Origin of the sequence: Candidatus Chloroploca asiatica (assembly GCF_002532075.1) — a bacterium.
Lineage (GTDB): Bacteria > Chloroflexota > Chloroflexia > Chloroflexales > Chloroflexaceae > Chloroploca > Chloroploca asiatica.
Genome location: NZ_LYXE01000089.1, coordinates 16,506 through 30,518 on the forward strand (window position 1 = coordinate 16,506; position 14,013 = coordinate 30,518).

Below are 14,013 nucleotides of genomic sequence, written 5' to 3' on the forward strand. Positions count from 1 at the left end.
CAGGAGTCGATCTTAATACACCAGAGGCCAGCAAAGCTGGCCTCTGGTGCGTACAGCCAAGTCGGATTATCGTTCCCCAAGCCTACTGGACGATCAACGTCCCCTGCATGATTGGATAATGTCCAGGCACCGTACAGATATAGAGATATGTCCCAGGGGCAGGGGCCGTGAAAGTGACCGAGCCCGACTCACGACCATTGAGCACGCCCGTATGAGCAATGATCTTTGACCGATCAGCGGGCAAATATTCGCCCTGCAAGCCAGCCAGAATCCCAGCCTCGGCAATCGGACGCGAGACATCTTCACCGCCATCAACGAGTACCCAGTTGTGCTGTTGCGCAATCGAAGTATTTTGGAAATTGAGCGTCACCACTTGACCTGCTTCGACGGTAAGCGTGGTTTTATCAAAGGCGAGCATTTCACCATCAGAAGCAAGATCAATCGTCACACCATCACCTGCCGTACCCGTACGCCCACCGCCACTGCCCTCAGTAGAACTTTCACGCCCACCACAGGCCGCCAGCAAAAGCGCCAACCCCAGCACCAAGACAACGCTCAGGGAGCGCACCATGCTCTTCATCGTAAACCTTCTTCTAGATCCTAGACACGCTCAATATACTCACCACTCCGGGTATCAATCTTCAAGCGATCGCCCTCATTAACAAACCCAGGCACCTGGATCACCGCCCCCGTCTCGAGAGTGGCCGCCTTGGTCACATTGGTTGCCGTATCACCGCGTACCGCAGTCGTCGTCTCGACGACTTCCAGTGCGACAAAGATCGGCAACTCAACGCCCAGCAAGACCTCACGGTCGGCATCATAGACGAGATCAGCATTATCATTCTCTTTGAGGAAACGAGCCGCATCACCCATCATCGCTTCCGTGACAGGGATCTGATCGAAGGTACTGTTATCCATAAAAATCAAACTCTCGCCCTCGCGATAGAGATACTGCATGGGCCGACGTTCAATCCGCACAATATCAATATCAGCCCCCGCACGGAAGCGATCCTCCATCACCTTGCCATTATTAAGATTCTTCAGCTTGACACGCACAAAGGCACGCCAGTTGCCTGGCGCGACATGCTGAAATTCCACCACCTGAAAGAGGTCATTGTTGTAACGAATGACCATACCATTGCGCAAATCAGTTGTTGTTCCAGCCGCCATCAGAAACTACTCCTTTTAAGGATATGAAGCTCTTTTTCAATGGTACCACTATAGCCGGGGTCTGCGTTCTCGGCAAGTTTTCGGTGAGGCTAGCAGAACGCCCCCACGACTTCGACGCCATTTTGCGCCAGATGGTGCAAAAAGAGCAGATGGTGCAAGTCGCCATTATGCGCCATAATGCCGAGTTCATGCGCCACCTCTACGGGCGTATCAAAGGTATCGACCGTGGCGGCAGCCACCAGGACGCGACGCTGACGATTCAAGGCATTCGCTTCTAAACGCAAATGCATTGCGGCACTGTAGATACAGAGATCGGTGCAATCGCCCACGACAATGAAGGTTTCCAACGCGGGACGCTGGTCGAGCCACGCTTGAAAGGTGGTGCCCAGGTGCGAACTGAGCGAATTCTTGGGGATGACCGTCATTTCGTCGGCAAAAGGAAGCGTCGCGAGTTCGACGATCGTCTGGCTCTCTTCGGTGCCAGCAAGGCAATGCGGCGGGTACGCGGCAAACTCAGGAGCCTGCGGATCGTGGGTGTCCTGACTCAAGACGAGGTTGCGCACCCCAAACGCATAGGCGCGCTGCATCAAGGCCGCCACTGGTTCGCTCAAGGCGGCGACCCGTGGCCCACTCAACGGGCCTGCTTTGCAAAAGCCGTTGATCATATCAACCGAGAGAACCATCACGCGCTCGGGCTGCGTCCCAATCACCTCGGCCAACGCAACGGTTGGCAAGGTCGCATACCACTGCTCGAGATAGTCGAGAAACGGGGCCGACCGTTCCGTCAAACGGGTCATTGTTGGCATCGTATCTTCTCCTTGCGGTTAGGCAAACCTCATGTAATTGATTTAGTGTAAATACGACACTAATATACCAGGAGAGGCGAGCTTTGTCAAGTGAATATGGTATACTGGGAAGCACTATGATCAGCAATGCAACGATAATCGCAACCGAACAGCAGCATACATCGGGCCTCTATCCCAAGCGTGGCGTAGCACTAGTACGTGGCGAAGGGGCGCGGCTGTATGATGCCGAGGGCCGGGTCTACATTGATTGTGTTGGCGGGCAAGGGGCGGCCAATTTGGGTCATTGCCATCCGGCGGTAGTCGCTGCGATCCAGGCTCAGGCAGCAACCCTGATGAGTTGCCCCGAGATCTTTTACAACGACCAGCGCGCTGCGTACTTGCAGGCACTCGCAGGTGTGCTGCCGTTTCCAGCACGGATCTTCCTCTGCAATTCAGGGGCCGAAGCGATCGAAGCGGGCCTCAAGTTTGCCCGCCTTTTGAGCGGTCGCCACGAGGTAGTCGCGACGATGCGAGGGTTCCATGGACGGACGATGGGGGCGCTCAGTGCAACCTGGGAACCAAAGTATCGCGAGCCGTTTGCACCGCTCGTGCCTGGCTTTGCCCATGTGCCCTATGGCGATACCGAAGCGCTGGCCAACCGCGTCAATGCTTCTACCGCAGCGGTCTTGCTTGAGCCAGTCCAGGGCGAGGGTGGGGTTCGCCTCGCCCCGGCAGGCTATCTTGAGGCAGCGCGTGCGATCTGTGATCGTCACGGGGCCTTGCTCCTGATTGATGAGGTACAGACAGGCTTTGGCCGAACTGGGCGTCTCTTTGCACTTGAACATAGCGGGGTTGTGCCCGACATCCTCCTGCTCGCCAAAAGCATTGCAGCCGGCTTACCGATGGGGGCCGTCGCCATCCACGAACGCCACGGGAGTCTACCGGGCGGGGCGCATGGCACAACCTTTGGAGGCAATCCCCTGCTCTGTGCTGCGGCCCACGCTGCCCTGCAGGCCTATCGCGACGAAGAGTTGCCGCGCCAGGCAACTGAAAAAGGGGCATGGTTACTTGAGCGGCTGACAGCTTTGCACTTGCCGCCGGTCCGTGAAATCCGTGGCCTCGGCTTGCTGGTTGGGCTTGAATTAAAAACCCGGGTACAACCCTACCTCCAGGCGCTCCTTGATCAAGGCGTGCTCGCCTTGCCCGCAGGCCCCAATGTGCTGCGCCTGTTACCCCCTCTGGTCATTGGGTACGAGGATCTCGAACAGGTCATCGCAACGCTACAGACTGTGCTGTCATAGAAATCGGATCGCAGATGCAAAAGATCGGGATTATTGATCTTGGATCGAACACGACCCGTCTCATTGTGATGGCCTATGAGCCAGAACGCTGTTTTCGCCTGGTTGACGAAGTAAGTGAAGTCGTTCGCCTTGCCGAAGGGGTCGGAGCCACGGGCCGGCTTCAACCAAAGCCTATTCGGCGTGCCGTAGTTGCCCTCAGCATGTTTGAAACCCTGTGCCGCCGCACGGGGGTAGATCATGTCATTGCCGTGGGCACCAGCGCCATCCGCGAAGCCGAGAATCAGCACGAGTTCTGGGACGCGCTCCGGGCGGAAACAACGCTTGATTTACGCATCATCAGTGCCCAGGAAGAAGCGTTTTACGGCTTTGTCGGCACAGCCAATGCCCTCGGCTTGCGCAATGGCTTCACATTTGACACTGGTGGCGGCTCGACCCAGGTTGTGGCCGTGCGCAATGGACAACCAACCGAGACTTATTCGGTACAGGCTGGCGTGGTGCGGTTTACCGAGCGTTATGTCTCCAGTGATCCGATCAGCAAACGCGATCTTCGCAACCTCCGCCAGGCGGCACAAGAGTCATTCGCAGGCCTGACATGGTTACAGGCTCACCCCGATTATCGGCTAGCTGGGATGGGCGGGACTATTCGTACCCTGGCCCGCATTGACCAGAAACAACGGCAGTACCCCCTTGATCGGGTTCACGGCTATCAACTGAGTCGCGAAGCGCTGAGCAACATCATTGAAGTCTTAAGCCGCTCGAATCGGCGCGAACGCGAGCAGATACCAGGGCTCAAAACCGATCGCACTGACGTCACCCTAGCCGGAGCGATCATCATTGAACAACTGATGACTTGTGGCCGCTTTGAGAGCCTGACGGTCAGCGGTCAGGGCGTGCGCGAAGGGCTTTTCTATGCCCATTTCCTGCAGGGGATTGAACCGCCACTGCTCGATAATCCCCGGACGTTTAGCATCAAAAACCTGGCCCGCCTAAGCAACTATGAAGAGGCCCACTGCGACAAGGTTGGTTCACTGAGCCAGAGCCTCTTTGATCAACTCGCCCCATTGCACGGCTACGGGGCCTGGGAACGGGAATTACTTGGGTATGCTGCGATCATTCATGACATCGGCGTAGCTGTTGGCTATTACGACCATCACAAACACAGCGAATATCTGGTGCAAAACGGAACCTTGCTTGGCTTTACCCATCGCGAGATCGCCATCCTCGGCGCATTGGTGCGCAACCATCGCAAAGGCCAGGCAGATCTCTCCCCGTATGCCCAGATCTTCGCAGCCGATGATAGTCAGCGCATTGCCCGGCTGAGTTCGCTCTTACGCATTGCCGAATACCTAGAACGCAGCAAAAGCCAGGTCGTCCGAGCCGTGCGCGTTGAACTAGGCGAAAGCATTCGCATCGTGGTTGAAGCTGATGGCGATGCCTCGGTAGGCATCTGGGATGCCAACCGGCGCACCGGTCTTTTTCGCAAAGCGTTCGAACGCGACGTTGAGATTGTGCAGGGCTGATGTTGTGACCTCAGGGCCTGTGCTATAATGCACAGAATGGCAAACACTGTGCGGTTTACGGATAGCCTATGCGCTGCCCTTCATGCTCGTATGCTGAAACTGAAGTTCTGGACACACGCAAGCTGAATGACGGTGAGATGACACGTCGTCGGCGCAAATGTCGCGCCTGTGGGCGGCGTTTCACGACCTATGAACGGGTCGAGACCGTCAGTTTGACGATCGTCAAAAAAGACGGCAAACGTGAACCGTACGACCGGGAAAAGATGATGCGGGGGATCCGCACCGCCTGTTATCGTCGTGCGATTGCCGTAACCCGAATGGAACAACTTGTCAACGATGTAGAAAATGCGATCATGGCGATTGACGACCAGGAGATCAGCAGTACTGCTATCGGTGATGAGGTGATGCGCCGCCTTCGTGAACTCGATGATGTAGCCTATATCCGTTTCGCTTCAGTCTATCGCTCGTTTGCCGATATTGGCAAACTCCGTGAAGCCGTTGATGAACTCTTAGAGAATTCATAATGTTGGGAGCAATGTCGGATGAGTGTTGATACCACGCCCGAGCAGCGCGAACAGCGTGCGCCCGAGGCAAGCACCCCGCGGCCCAGTTGGAGTGAACGCGTTGTCGGCTCGTTCAAACGTGTCGAGTGGCAGCAGACCCTCCTGATTGCCCTGATGATGGCAATTGGCTGGTGTGCGCTCTTTCTCGGAAGCAGTATCTTGCAGATTCTTGCGGGGATTGTGCCGGTCATGGCGGGGCTCTACCTTGGCCGTCGCGTCAAAGGTGACTGGTTGATGCACGGTCTGGTGCTGGGGGTGAGCGGTTTTTTCTTTGGCCTGGTTGTTGTTTTGATCTACGGTGGGCTCGGCGAAGCAGGCTTTGTTGAATTGCCGGCCTTGCAAATCAGTCCTGAGGGTGAACCCACACAGGTCACGATGCAAGAGTTGCTCTTTTTCTATGCCACCTTCTCGGTCTTTGCCCTGATTCCCTTTCCAGCCTTCGGCACCGTCATGTCGGGGCGCGCCGAGCAGCGCAATCGCCAGTTGCAGCAAGAGGTTGCCGAGCGTGGTGGGCGGCTCGAACGACCGGGCGTCGTGCGGACGTTGGAAGATCTGCGCGGGCTCTCGTTGCCCCAGCTCGGCTCCTTTGTGCTGAACCTGTATCGCAAGAAGGGCTTTGAATTTACGGATTATCGGTTTACCGATAAAGATAAACACCTCGACCTCGACATGGTGTATGAAGGTGACGCGTATATCTTACGTTTGACCGTTGCCGACAAAGTCCGCCCCGGTACGCTCGAGAGTCTGATCCAGGATATGCGTCGGCGCTCGATCAACAAAGGCCTGGTGATTACATCGACCGAATTCACGCCCGATGCGATGAAGAGCGGGCGTGATCGCAAAAATATCATCTTGATTGATGGGCAAACCCTCTTTGATATCTCGGAGAGCTAACGCGGATGAAGGTAGACCTGACAGGACGAGTCGCCCTGGTAACTGGCGCAGGCCGTGGCATCGGGCGGGCGATTGCGCTTGAACTGGCCGAAGCAGGGGCAACAGTCGTGGTAAACTATCGCGAAAGTGCTGTTGGAGCCACCGAGGTTGTGGAGACCATTACGGCCAGCGGTGGGCAAGCGATGGCACTTCAGGCCGATGTGAGTGAGAGCGACGCGGTTGAGGCGATGGTCAAGACAGTGCTTGCGACCTATGGACGGCTCGACATTCTCGTCAACAACGCGGGGATCACGCGTGATGGCCTGCTTTTGCGGATGAAGAATGAGGACTTTGACCAGGTGATCGCCACCAACCTACGCAGCGTGTTTGTCTGTACACGCGCCGTGTTGCGCCAGATGAGCAAGCAGCGCAGCGGGCGAGTTATCAACCTCGCCTCGGTGATCGGGTTAATAGGCAATGCCGGCCAGGCGAACTACAGTGCCGCAAAAGCGGGGATCATTGGCTTTACCAAAGCAACAGCCCGTGAAATGGCCGGGCGCAACGTGACAGTCAATGCAGTTGCACCAGGTTTTATCGAAACTGAGATGACCAATGTCTTGAATAACGAAACGCGCACAGCGATTCTCGAGACAATTCCCCTCGGGCGTTTTGGTCAGGCCCGTGAGGTAGCGCAACTCGTCTGTTTTTTGGCTTCTGATGCGGCAGCCTATCTGACCGGGCAAACAATAACGATTGATGGCGGCATGGTGATGCATTCCTAGCTTGTCAGAAATGGCGGAACAATGCTTAACAAAGTGCTGGTAGCAAACAGGGGCGAGATCGCAGTTCGGATTATACGGGCATGTCAGGAACTGGGCATCAAGAGCGTTGCGGCCTTTAGTGAGGCTGATCGCGACTCGCTGGCCGTCCGCATGGCCGATGAGGCGATTTGTATCGGGCCACCGCCTCCTGCGCGTTCGTATCTTAATCCACCGGCCCTGATCAGTGCGGCTCTGATCACTGGATGCGATGCGGTGCATCCCGGTTACGGGTTCCTCTCGGAAAACCCCTATTTTGCCGAGATGTGTACCGACTGCAACCTTGAATTTATCGGGCCGACCGCCGAGACAATGCGACTGATGGGTGATAAGTCGATTGGACGCCAGACGATGCGCACAGCCGGCGTCCCCACGGTACCTGGCTCAGAGGGAGAGCTCAAGAGCGTGGAAGAAGCAGTTGAGCTTGCCCGTCAAATCGGCTATCCGGTCTTGCTCAAACCATCGGCTGGTGGTGGTGGACGAGGGATGCGGGTTGCCAATGACGAGAGCGACCTCGTGCGTGCGTTTCCCACCGCACGTGCTGAAGCTGAAGCGGCCTTTGGTCGCGGCGATCTCTTGCTCGAGAAGTTTCTGACCAAAGTGCGCCACGTCGAGATCCAGGTGCTTGCCGATAAGCACGGCCACGCGATTCATCTTGGTGAACGCGATTGTTCAGCGCAGCGCCGCCACCAGAAGATCCTCGAAGAAGCTCCTTCACCAATTGTGAGCCCCGAAGTACGTGAGCGGATGGGCCGCGATGCGCTGAGTGGCATCACCTCGATTGGGTATGTCAATGCAGGTACTCTGGAATTTCTGATGGATCAAGAGGGCAATTACTATTTTATCGAGATGAATACCCGCATCCAGGTCGAGCATCCAGTGACGGAACAGGTCACCGGGGTCGATCTCGTGCGCTGGCAACTCATGATTGCGGCCGGCGAACGCTTGACGCTCCAACAGAAAGATATTACAATAGCTCGGCATGCGGTGGAATGTCGCATCAACGCCGAAGATCCTGAGCGTGACTTTTTGCCAGCTGGCGGCGAAATCGAGTTTTATCTGCCGCCCGGTGGCCCTGGTGTACGTGTTGATTCGCATCTCTATGCGGGTTATACGCCTCCAGGCAACTACGACTCGTTGCTCGCCAAGATTATCACTTTTGGCGAAACACGTGACGATGCGCTCAATCGTATGCGGCGAGCCTTGCACGAGTGTGTTATTACGGGAATCAAGACAACGATTCCGTTCCAACTGGTCTTGATTGATGATCCAGAATTTCGGGCGGCCCGCCATCATACTGGCTACGTCGCAGAGCTGTTGCGTCACTGGAAAGAAGAACGCGCAGCAACGCTGGTGTGATTGTGAACTGTTGCTTAACAACTGTCACCAGTCTCTGTGACCGTACGTGGTTGCATCAACTGGCAGGTCTACGCCCGATGGTACGTCTGTCCCTGATCGGGGAGGTTCCCTGTGGGTAGTCTACGTCATCGCGTGCGGGTTGCCACGCTACAGATCCTTTTTGAGGTTGATGCGACGGATCATGCACTCGATGTGGTTTATGAACGTCGTCGTGAAGAAGATCACGTAACCGGTGATGGGGTGGAGTTTCTGCATCGTCTGGTTTTTGGTGTCTGGGAACATCGCTCCTATCTTGATCGCATTATTGAAGAGGCGGCCCCCAACTGGCCCTTGCTCCAGATGCCAGGTGTTGATAAAGCGATTTTGCGGATCGCACTGTTTGAACTTCTGCTCGATGAGGTTGAGCAGACCCCTGTAAAAGCAGTCATCAACGAAGCGGTTGAACTTGCCAAACAGTTTGGAAGCGATAATTCGAGTCGTTTTGTGAATGGGGTTCTTGGAACTGTGGTCAACCGCTATCGGCCAGAACCTGACGAATTGTAGAAAGGGTAACATATCTATGGCTTCGCCTGAAGTTGAGGAGCGTCTGAAGAAGATTATCGCTGAGCAGTTGGGGGTGGACGAGAGCAAGATCGTTCCCAGTGCTTCGTTTGCGAAAGATCTGAATGCCGACTCGTTGGATCTTGTTGAGTTGATTATGTCAATCGAAGAAGAGTTCGGGGTTGAGATTAGTGATGCCGAGGCCGAGAAAATCCTGAGCGTTGAAGACGCGCTCATGTATCTTGATGCCCATGCGACCGCAAGTGAATAACGCTAAGTAGGGCAACGATCCACCTACGCTGTTGAGCCATGTTCAAGCTCTGGCCTGTATAACAGGCCAGAGCTTTTTTACAAGGCGATCGTACGCTGGCCCCAGGTCAGGGCAGACTGGTGCCCGTCAAACTGCATGAGCCTGTCCTGATGGCACTTTAATCACCATCAGCCGCCAGATACTCTGCTCGTGGTGGTACAAATGTATCAATGACCAGGGCATCTTCTAGGGCCCAGACGGCATGGGGGGTGTTGCCAGGCACGGCAACCGCTTCACCAGGTCCAGCTTCGGTGATGGTATCACCGGACTGAAAACGTAACCGCCCGCGTACTACATAGCTAATCTGCTCTTGTGGGTGCTGATGCACCGGGACAGTACTCCCTGCTTCGAGCGCAACCTCCATCAGATATGATTGATCGGTCGCAAGCAGACGATGACGCCGTACGCCAGGAAAGACCTCCAACCAGTTTGCACTCGGTCCTTTCATCATTGTTTCATCCTCCATCTACCCTTGCACCTACACCTTATTGGGCCTGCACAACACTCATGCATGATAACACGGTCGCAACACCTTCAGGGGTGGTACCCCGCTAAGGAGTACAAGAATGGCATCAGAACAGGTCTTGTTGCTCGCAGGTAGCTATGCTGCAGCTGATCAGCCCGGGATCTATCTCTTCGCCCTTACCAGCGCAACAGGAGAACTGACTCCACTAGGAGCGTGTGCCGGGGTAACAAATCCCTCGTTTCTCGCCTTACACCCTGGGGGTGACCTTGTACTAGCAACAAGTGAGACCGGGGCGGGCGATGGCAACCCGGGAGGGGTAACAAGCCTGCGGCTTGACCGGGCCAGTCACAGCCTGACGATCCTCGGGTGGCAACGCTCGGGGGGCGATTGGCCGTGTCATGTCACGCTGGATCCGCGTGGGACATGGGCCATTGTTGCCAACTATGGAGGGGGCAGCGTTGGCCTCTTGCCCCTCACCGCCGAAGGCGTCCTCGGGCCGCTGCGTGATGTAGCGCAACACGAGGGGCGCAGTGTTGATCCTGAACGGCAGCAACATCCCCATCCACATGCCAGCACCGTGAGTGCGGATGGGCGTTTTGTCATTGCGAGTGATCTCGGGATCGATCAGCTACGGATCTATACGCTTGACACACCGCACGGAGGCCTCACACCGCACACCCATACACTGGCCCGTCGCGGAGCTGGCCCACGCCACCTGTGCTGGCACCCAAACGGGCGAGTCCTCTATGTTGCAAATGAACTGGACAACACCATTGCCGTCTACGGGTATGATCCAGGCAAAGGCACCCTGGTTGAGCGCCAGATTATCAGCACACTTCTGGTCAAGACAGGCGCAAACCAGGTTGCGGATCTTCACCTCGACAAGCAAGCCTCGCGACTTTATGTTTCAAACCGGGGCGACAACAGTATTGCCATCTTTACGGTCGAACGTGACGGTAGTTTGCAGCTAGCCACAGTCAAGCCATGCGGTGGTAACTGGCCCCGCAACTTCACGCTAAGCCCAGATGGCAACTTTCTCATCGTTGCCAACCAGTACAGCAGCGAGCTTGTGGTCTTACCGGTACGAGAGGATGACGAGGCGCTCGGAGAGCCTCTTGCGCGGGCGAAGGTTCCCCAGGTAGCGTGCGTCATCGTAGCTTAGGATTCTGCTGGGAAGAAAGCCTCCCACCAGAGGCGCCAATTTTCACGACGCACCGTTTCTGAGAGGACAGAAGGTTCAGGCGCTTCTACGACCGGCTCATCGACGGGGACAGGAGTAACGAGGCGCGGTAAAATGACCGTATCCTCGGGATAGGCGTAGCTCAGGTGATCGCGGGCGGCACGCTCCACATACACATCAGACTCAGTAAACGCAACAGCTCCTTCGAGCCGTGCATTTTCGGCATGGATACGCTGAAGCTCAGCTTCACTTTCGACACGCTGTGCTTCAAGGCGCCCACTCTGCATCACCTGACCGACAAAATTGACGATGAGCAAGGCAATGAAGGTCATCATCACCAGAGCCAAGCCAATCGTGAGCGCACTTTTGCCACTCAAGTGCAACAAGCCAAGCATCGAGTCAACGCGTAGGCGGAAGCCTGTCGCTTGGCGTCGTACGCGCGGACGCCCAAAGAGTTGCCGACGCGCATGCTGTAACCGTCGCTTCATCCATGTCCTATGTTTCGCTTGGGCGCGGAGCTTCGAGCATCAATGGCTCATCAATATTACTGACCATCGAACTCTGCCCACGGAAGAGACCACCGGGTTCAATATGCAACGCACCTGCAGTAATATCACCCCAGACTTTACCCGTCGGTGAGATCTCGAGTTGCTCGATCACCGTAATTTCGCCCTTGACGGCACCAGAGACGTGAACGTTTTGCGCTTTAATCATCGCCACAACCCGCCCGGTCTCACCAACGATCAAGTTACCCAGGATCTCGACATCGCCTTCAACCGAGCCATCAATCCGCACATTGCCATCAGAGGTAAGCGTACCCTGAAAACGGGTATTGGCCCCGATAACGGTTTCAGGCTTCGTATTCATTGTTGACGGCATCGACTGGTTTTTTTTCGAACTACCAAACATAATAGACAGAACCTCCTCGCTGGTGCTGCATACACTCGCCACCTATGAGTTGGGGATGCGATCAGGGCTGAGGGCAATGAGGATGCGCAGATCAAAGGTATGCAACGCAATCCATTATAATCTACCTGGCTTTAACCGGCAACTGAACTGCGGCTGATGCATCACCCTATGGTGCAAGGCGAACGATCTGCCAACCCTGAGCGATGCGTTGATAGAGGATCCGGTCGTGCAGGCGACTCGGACGGCCTTGCCAAAACTCCAACCGATCAGGAGCGACTCGATAGCCTCCCCAAAAGGAAGGGCGTGGAGGATCCTGGGTGTGGAATTGTTGAGCCACCGCATTGAAACGGGCATCAAGTTCAGCGCGATCAGCGACTACCTGGCTCTGCGGTGAAGCCCAGGCCCCGAGGCGCGCGGCAAGGGGCCGTTCGGCGAAATAGGCATCTGATTCGGCAGCGTCGAGACGGGAGACGGTGCCTTCGATCCGAATTTGGCGCTCGAGGTCAGTCCAGTAAAAGATGAGTGCGGCCAGACCGGAAGCATCGAGGGCCTGTGCTTTACGACTGGCATAATTGGTAAAAAAGGTAAAACCAGCCTGATCAAAGCTTTTCATCAAGACAATGCGCGCCGAGGGGCGACCATCACGATCAACCGTCGCCAACGTCATCGCATTTGGTTCACGGAGACCGGAGGCAATGGCATCATCGAACCAGCGTTGGAACTGCATGATTGGATCAGCCGCAACTTCATATTCGGCTAACCCACGCAGGGTATAGTCTTTGCGGAGCTCTTGCATCGGTAAAACTCGTGGTTATGAGATTCGTGTGGGGCCGCAGACGCTCTGCGTATTACGGTCAAGGCTGCCCCTTTCATAGTATACCCCAGGATAATCCGAGTTGCAGAGGGCGCGTGGCTGCCGTACAATAGCGCGGCGCTATGCGAGCGCTCTATAGTAGGAATCGTGATAGCCTGTTATGTTGCAGACCATTCTTATGCTTGCCTCGACGAGTTTCTTCTCAGATTATGGCAATCATGTGCGCATCTGGGAAGAGGTGCGGGCCATTCAACGCCGCGGCCATCGGGTCATCCTGGCAACCTATCATAACGGCGATAATATGCCCGGGCTTGATATTCGGCGTTCGTGGGATGTGCCCTGGATCAAACGCGCCGTGGTCGGCTCTTCGCGCCACAAGCTCTATCTTGATGTTGGCCTGGCCTGGCGTGGCCTGCGGGTAGCCGTCCAAGAGCGTCCGACGATTATTCACGCCCATACCCACGAAGCTGCCGCAATTGGTTTACCCCTGCAGCGGCTCTTGAAGGTGCCGTTGATCCTCGATTATCAGGGGAGCATGACCAGCGAGATGCTCGATCACGGCTTTTTGCGCAAGACGAGTCCGCTCTATCTACCACTCGTACGCCTCGAACGACTGCTTGATCAACAGGCGGATGCCGTCTTGACCTCAACTCATAATGCGGCGGAACTCTTGCGGCGTGACGGGAGTCTAGCTGAGCACCGATTGCATGCGGTTCCTGATGGCGTTGACACCGAACGGTTTCGGCCATACGATCATTCATCGGCCTGGGCTGCGCAACGGCATGAGTTGCGGCAACAACTGGGCATTCCTGAGGGGCGACGGGTTGTGGTCTATATTGGCCTACTTGCCCCCTATCAGGGAACAAACGTCTTGATTGAGGCCGCACGCCTGCTCGTTGCCCGTCGTCCCGAGGTTCATTTTTTGATTATGGGCCATCCTGATCCACAGAGTTACCGTCGTTATGCAGCGAGTCTGGGGATCGAGGACCACGTGACCTTGCCTGGACGGATTATCTACCGTGATCTGCACAGCTACCTGGCTCTTGGTGAGCTTGCCGTGGCCCCCAAGATGAGTCTGACCGAAGGCAATGGCAAGATCGCAAACTATATGGCAATGGGTCTGCCAACCGTTGCCTTTGAGACGCCGGTCGCGCGCGAGATCCTGGGCGACACAGGGATCTATGCGCGCCACGGGAGCACCGAGGATCTGGCGGCCAAGCTGGAACTGTTGCTTGATGAGCCAGACCTTGCGGCCAGGCTTGGCCAGGCGGCACGTGAACGTGCCGTGGCGGCATTGTCCTGGGATCGCGCCGCCCAGCAGATCGAAGCAATCTATGCCAACGTGCAAGCGGCTCGCACAACGAAACTGGTATAATAGAATAATCCGAACCAGTTGGTAAAAGTG

The 14,013-nt window shown here is 56.0% G+C and carries 17 protein-coding genes; 10 read left to right on the top strand and 7 right to left on the bottom strand.

The window, feature by feature from the left end; translation table 11 throughout:
• Positions 1-82: 82 nt before the first annotated feature.
• From A9Q02_RS10575 to A9Q02_RS10585, 3 genes are all read right to left on the bottom strand, one after another.
• On the bottom strand, positions 83-580 hold the full coding sequence (locus A9Q02_RS10575) for a plastocyanin/azurin family copper-binding protein (RefSeq protein WP_097652907.1): 498 nt from the start codon (positions 578-580) through the stop codon (positions 83-85).
• Between the two features lie 20 nt (positions 581-600).
• Positions 601-1,170, bottom strand: a complete 570-nt coding sequence (efp, locus tag A9Q02_RS10580; protein ID WP_097652909.1) for an elongation factor P — start codon at positions 1,168-1,170, stop codon at positions 601-603.
• An 89-nt stretch (positions 1,171-1,259) separates the two neighbouring features.
• Positions 1,260-1,976: a cysteine hydrolase family protein gene (locus tag A9Q02_RS10585; protein WP_097652911.1), complete on the bottom strand. Its 717-nt coding sequence runs from the start codon at positions 1,974-1,976 to the stop codon at positions 1,260-1,262.
• A 116-nt stretch (positions 1,977-2,092) separates the two neighbouring features.
• Here A9Q02_RS10585 and A9Q02_RS10590 point away from each other — a divergent pair, with 116 nt between their 5' ends.
• From A9Q02_RS10590 to A9Q02_RS10625, 8 genes are all read left to right on the top strand, one after another.
• Positions 2,093-3,256: an aspartate aminotransferase family protein gene (locus A9Q02_RS10590; RefSeq protein WP_097652913.1), complete on the top strand. Its 1,164-nt coding sequence runs from the start codon at positions 2,093-2,095 to the stop codon at positions 3,254-3,256.
• A gap of 14 nt (positions 3,257-3,270) precedes the next feature.
• Positions 3,271-4,776 carry a Ppx/GppA phosphatase family protein gene (locus A9Q02_RS10595; RefSeq protein WP_097652915.1) on the top strand — a complete coding sequence of 502 codons (1,506 nt, stop codon included), beginning with the start codon at positions 3,271-3,273 and terminating at the stop codon, positions 4,774-4,776.
• A 68-nt stretch (positions 4,777-4,844) separates the two neighbouring features.
• Positions 4,845-5,300, top strand: a complete 456-nt coding sequence (gene nrdR / locus A9Q02_RS10600; protein ID WP_097652917.1) for a transcriptional regulator NrdR — start codon at positions 4,845-4,847, stop codon at positions 5,298-5,300.
• An 18-nt stretch (positions 5,301-5,318) separates the two neighbouring features.
• On the top strand, positions 5,319-6,233 hold the full coding sequence (locus A9Q02_RS10605) for a restriction endonuclease (protein WP_097652919.1): 915 nt from the start codon (positions 5,319-5,321) through the stop codon (positions 6,231-6,233).
• Positions 6,234-6,238: 5 nt separating this feature from the next.
• Entirely contained in the window at positions 6,239-6,994 is a 756-nt protein-coding gene (gene fabG / locus A9Q02_RS10610) for a 3-oxoacyl-[acyl-carrier-protein] reductase (protein ID WP_097652921.1), read from the top strand.
• Between the two features lie 21 nt (positions 6,995-7,015).
• Positions 7,016-8,389, top strand: coding sequence for an acetyl-CoA carboxylase biotin carboxylase subunit (gene accC, locus A9Q02_RS10615; protein ID WP_097652923.1), 1,374 nt, complete (start codon positions 7,016-7,018; stop codon positions 8,387-8,389).
• A 111-nt stretch (positions 8,390-8,500) separates the two neighbouring features.
• Positions 8,501-8,932, top strand: coding sequence for a transcription antitermination factor NusB (gene nusB / locus A9Q02_RS10620; protein WP_097652925.1), 432 nt, complete (start codon positions 8,501-8,503; stop codon positions 8,930-8,932).
• A gap of 16 nt (positions 8,933-8,948) precedes the next feature.
• Complete coding sequence (locus A9Q02_RS10625; RefSeq protein ID WP_097652926.1) at positions 8,949-9,200, top strand: acyl carrier protein; 252 nt, start codon at positions 8,949-8,951, stop codon at positions 9,198-9,200.
• 157 nt (positions 9,201-9,357) lie between these two features.
• Here A9Q02_RS10625 and A9Q02_RS10630 read toward each other — a convergent pair whose 3' ends face one another.
• Entirely contained in the window at positions 9,358-9,690 is a 333-nt protein-coding gene (locus A9Q02_RS10630) for a cupin domain-containing protein (protein ID WP_245860493.1), read from the bottom strand.
• Between the two features lie 115 nt (positions 9,691-9,805).
• Here A9Q02_RS10630 and A9Q02_RS10635 point away from each other — a divergent pair, with 115 nt between their 5' ends.
• Entirely contained in the window at positions 9,806-10,867 is a 1,062-nt protein-coding gene (locus A9Q02_RS10635; protein ID WP_097652928.1) for a lactonase family protein, read from the top strand.
• Here A9Q02_RS10635 and A9Q02_RS10640 read toward each other — a convergent pair.
• The 3 genes from A9Q02_RS10640 to pdxH all read right to left on the bottom strand — a co-directional run bounded on the left by A9Q02_RS10640 (position 10,864) and on the right by pdxH (position 12,590).
• Entirely contained in the window at positions 10,864-11,373 is a 510-nt protein-coding gene (locus A9Q02_RS10640) for an FtsB family cell division protein (RefSeq protein WP_097652930.1), read from the bottom strand. The genes A9Q02_RS10635 and A9Q02_RS10640 overlap by 4 nt on opposite strands.
• 7 nt (positions 11,374-11,380) lie before the next feature.
• Positions 11,381-11,794, bottom strand: coding sequence for a bactofilin family protein (locus A9Q02_RS10645; protein ID WP_097652931.1), 414 nt, complete (start codon positions 11,792-11,794; stop codon positions 11,381-11,383).
• Between the two features lie 166 nt (positions 11,795-11,960).
• Positions 11,961-12,590, bottom strand: a complete 630-nt coding sequence (gene pdxH / locus A9Q02_RS10650; protein ID WP_097652933.1) for a pyridoxamine 5'-phosphate oxidase — start codon at positions 12,588-12,590, stop codon at positions 11,961-11,963.
• 178 nt (positions 12,591-12,768) lie between these two features.
• On the opposite strand from pdxH, the gene A9Q02_RS10655 reads away from it, so the two are divergent.
• Positions 12,769-13,983 carry a glycosyltransferase family 4 protein gene (locus A9Q02_RS10655; protein WP_097652935.1) on the top strand — a complete coding sequence of 405 codons (1,215 nt, stop codon included), beginning with the start codon at positions 12,769-12,771 and terminating at the stop codon, positions 13,981-13,983.
• The last annotated feature ends 30 nt before the right edge of the window (positions 13,984-14,013 follow it).

Bases quoted from the DNA above. Each gene is read 5' to 3' on its own strand.
- A9Q02_RS10575 (WP_097652907.1), bottom strand. From the start codon at position 580: ATGAAGAGCATGGTGCGCTCCCTGAGCGTTGTCTTGGTGCTGGGGTTG.
- efp (WP_097652909.1), bottom strand. From the start codon at position 1,170: ATGGCGGCTGGAACAACAACTGATTTGCGCAATGGTATGGTCATTCGT.
- A9Q02_RS10585 (WP_097652911.1), bottom strand. From the start codon at position 1,976: ATGCCAACAATGACCCGTTTGACGGAACGGTCGGCCCCGTTTCTCGAC.
- A9Q02_RS10590 (WP_097652913.1), top strand. From the start codon at position 2,093: ATGATCAGCAATGCAACGATAATCGCAACCGAACAGCAGCATACATCG.
- A9Q02_RS10595 (WP_097652915.1), top strand. From the start codon at position 3,271: ATGCAAAAGATCGGGATTATTGATCTTGGATCGAACACGACCCGTCTC.
- nrdR (WP_097652917.1), top strand. From the start codon at position 4,845: ATGCGCTGCCCTTCATGCTCGTATGCTGAAACTGAAGTTCTGGACACA.
- A9Q02_RS10605 (WP_097652919.1), top strand. From the start codon at position 5,319: ATGAGTGTTGATACCACGCCCGAGCAGCGCGAACAGCGTGCGCCCGAG.
- fabG (WP_097652921.1), top strand. From the start codon at position 6,239: ATGAAGGTAGACCTGACAGGACGAGTCGCCCTGGTAACTGGCGCAGGC.
- accC (WP_097652923.1), top strand. From the start codon at position 7,016: ATGCTTAACAAAGTGCTGGTAGCAAACAGGGGCGAGATCGCAGTTCGG.
- A9Q02_RS10625 (WP_097652926.1), top strand. From the start codon at position 8,949: ATGGCTTCGCCTGAAGTTGAGGAGCGTCTGAAGAAGATTATCGCTGAG.
- A9Q02_RS10630 (WP_245860493.1), bottom strand. From the start codon at position 9,690: ATGATGAAAGGACCGAGTGCAAACTGGTTGGAGGTCTTTCCTGGCGTA.
- A9Q02_RS10635 (WP_097652928.1), top strand. From the start codon at position 9,806: ATGGCATCAGAACAGGTCTTGTTGCTCGCAGGTAGCTATGCTGCAGCT.
- A9Q02_RS10640 (WP_097652930.1), bottom strand. From the start codon at position 11,373: ATGAAGCGACGGTTACAGCATGCGCGTCGGCAACTCTTTGGGCGTCCG.
- A9Q02_RS10645 (WP_097652931.1), bottom strand. From the start codon at position 11,794: ATGTTTGGTAGTTCGAAAAAAAACCAGTCGATGCCGTCAACAATGAAT.
- pdxH (WP_097652933.1), bottom strand. From the start codon at position 12,590: ATGCAAGAGCTCCGCAAAGACTATACCCTGCGTGGGTTAGCCGAATAT.
- A9Q02_RS10655 (WP_097652935.1), top strand. From the start codon at position 12,769: ATGTTGCAGACCATTCTTATGCTTGCCTCGACGAGTTTCTTCTCAGAT.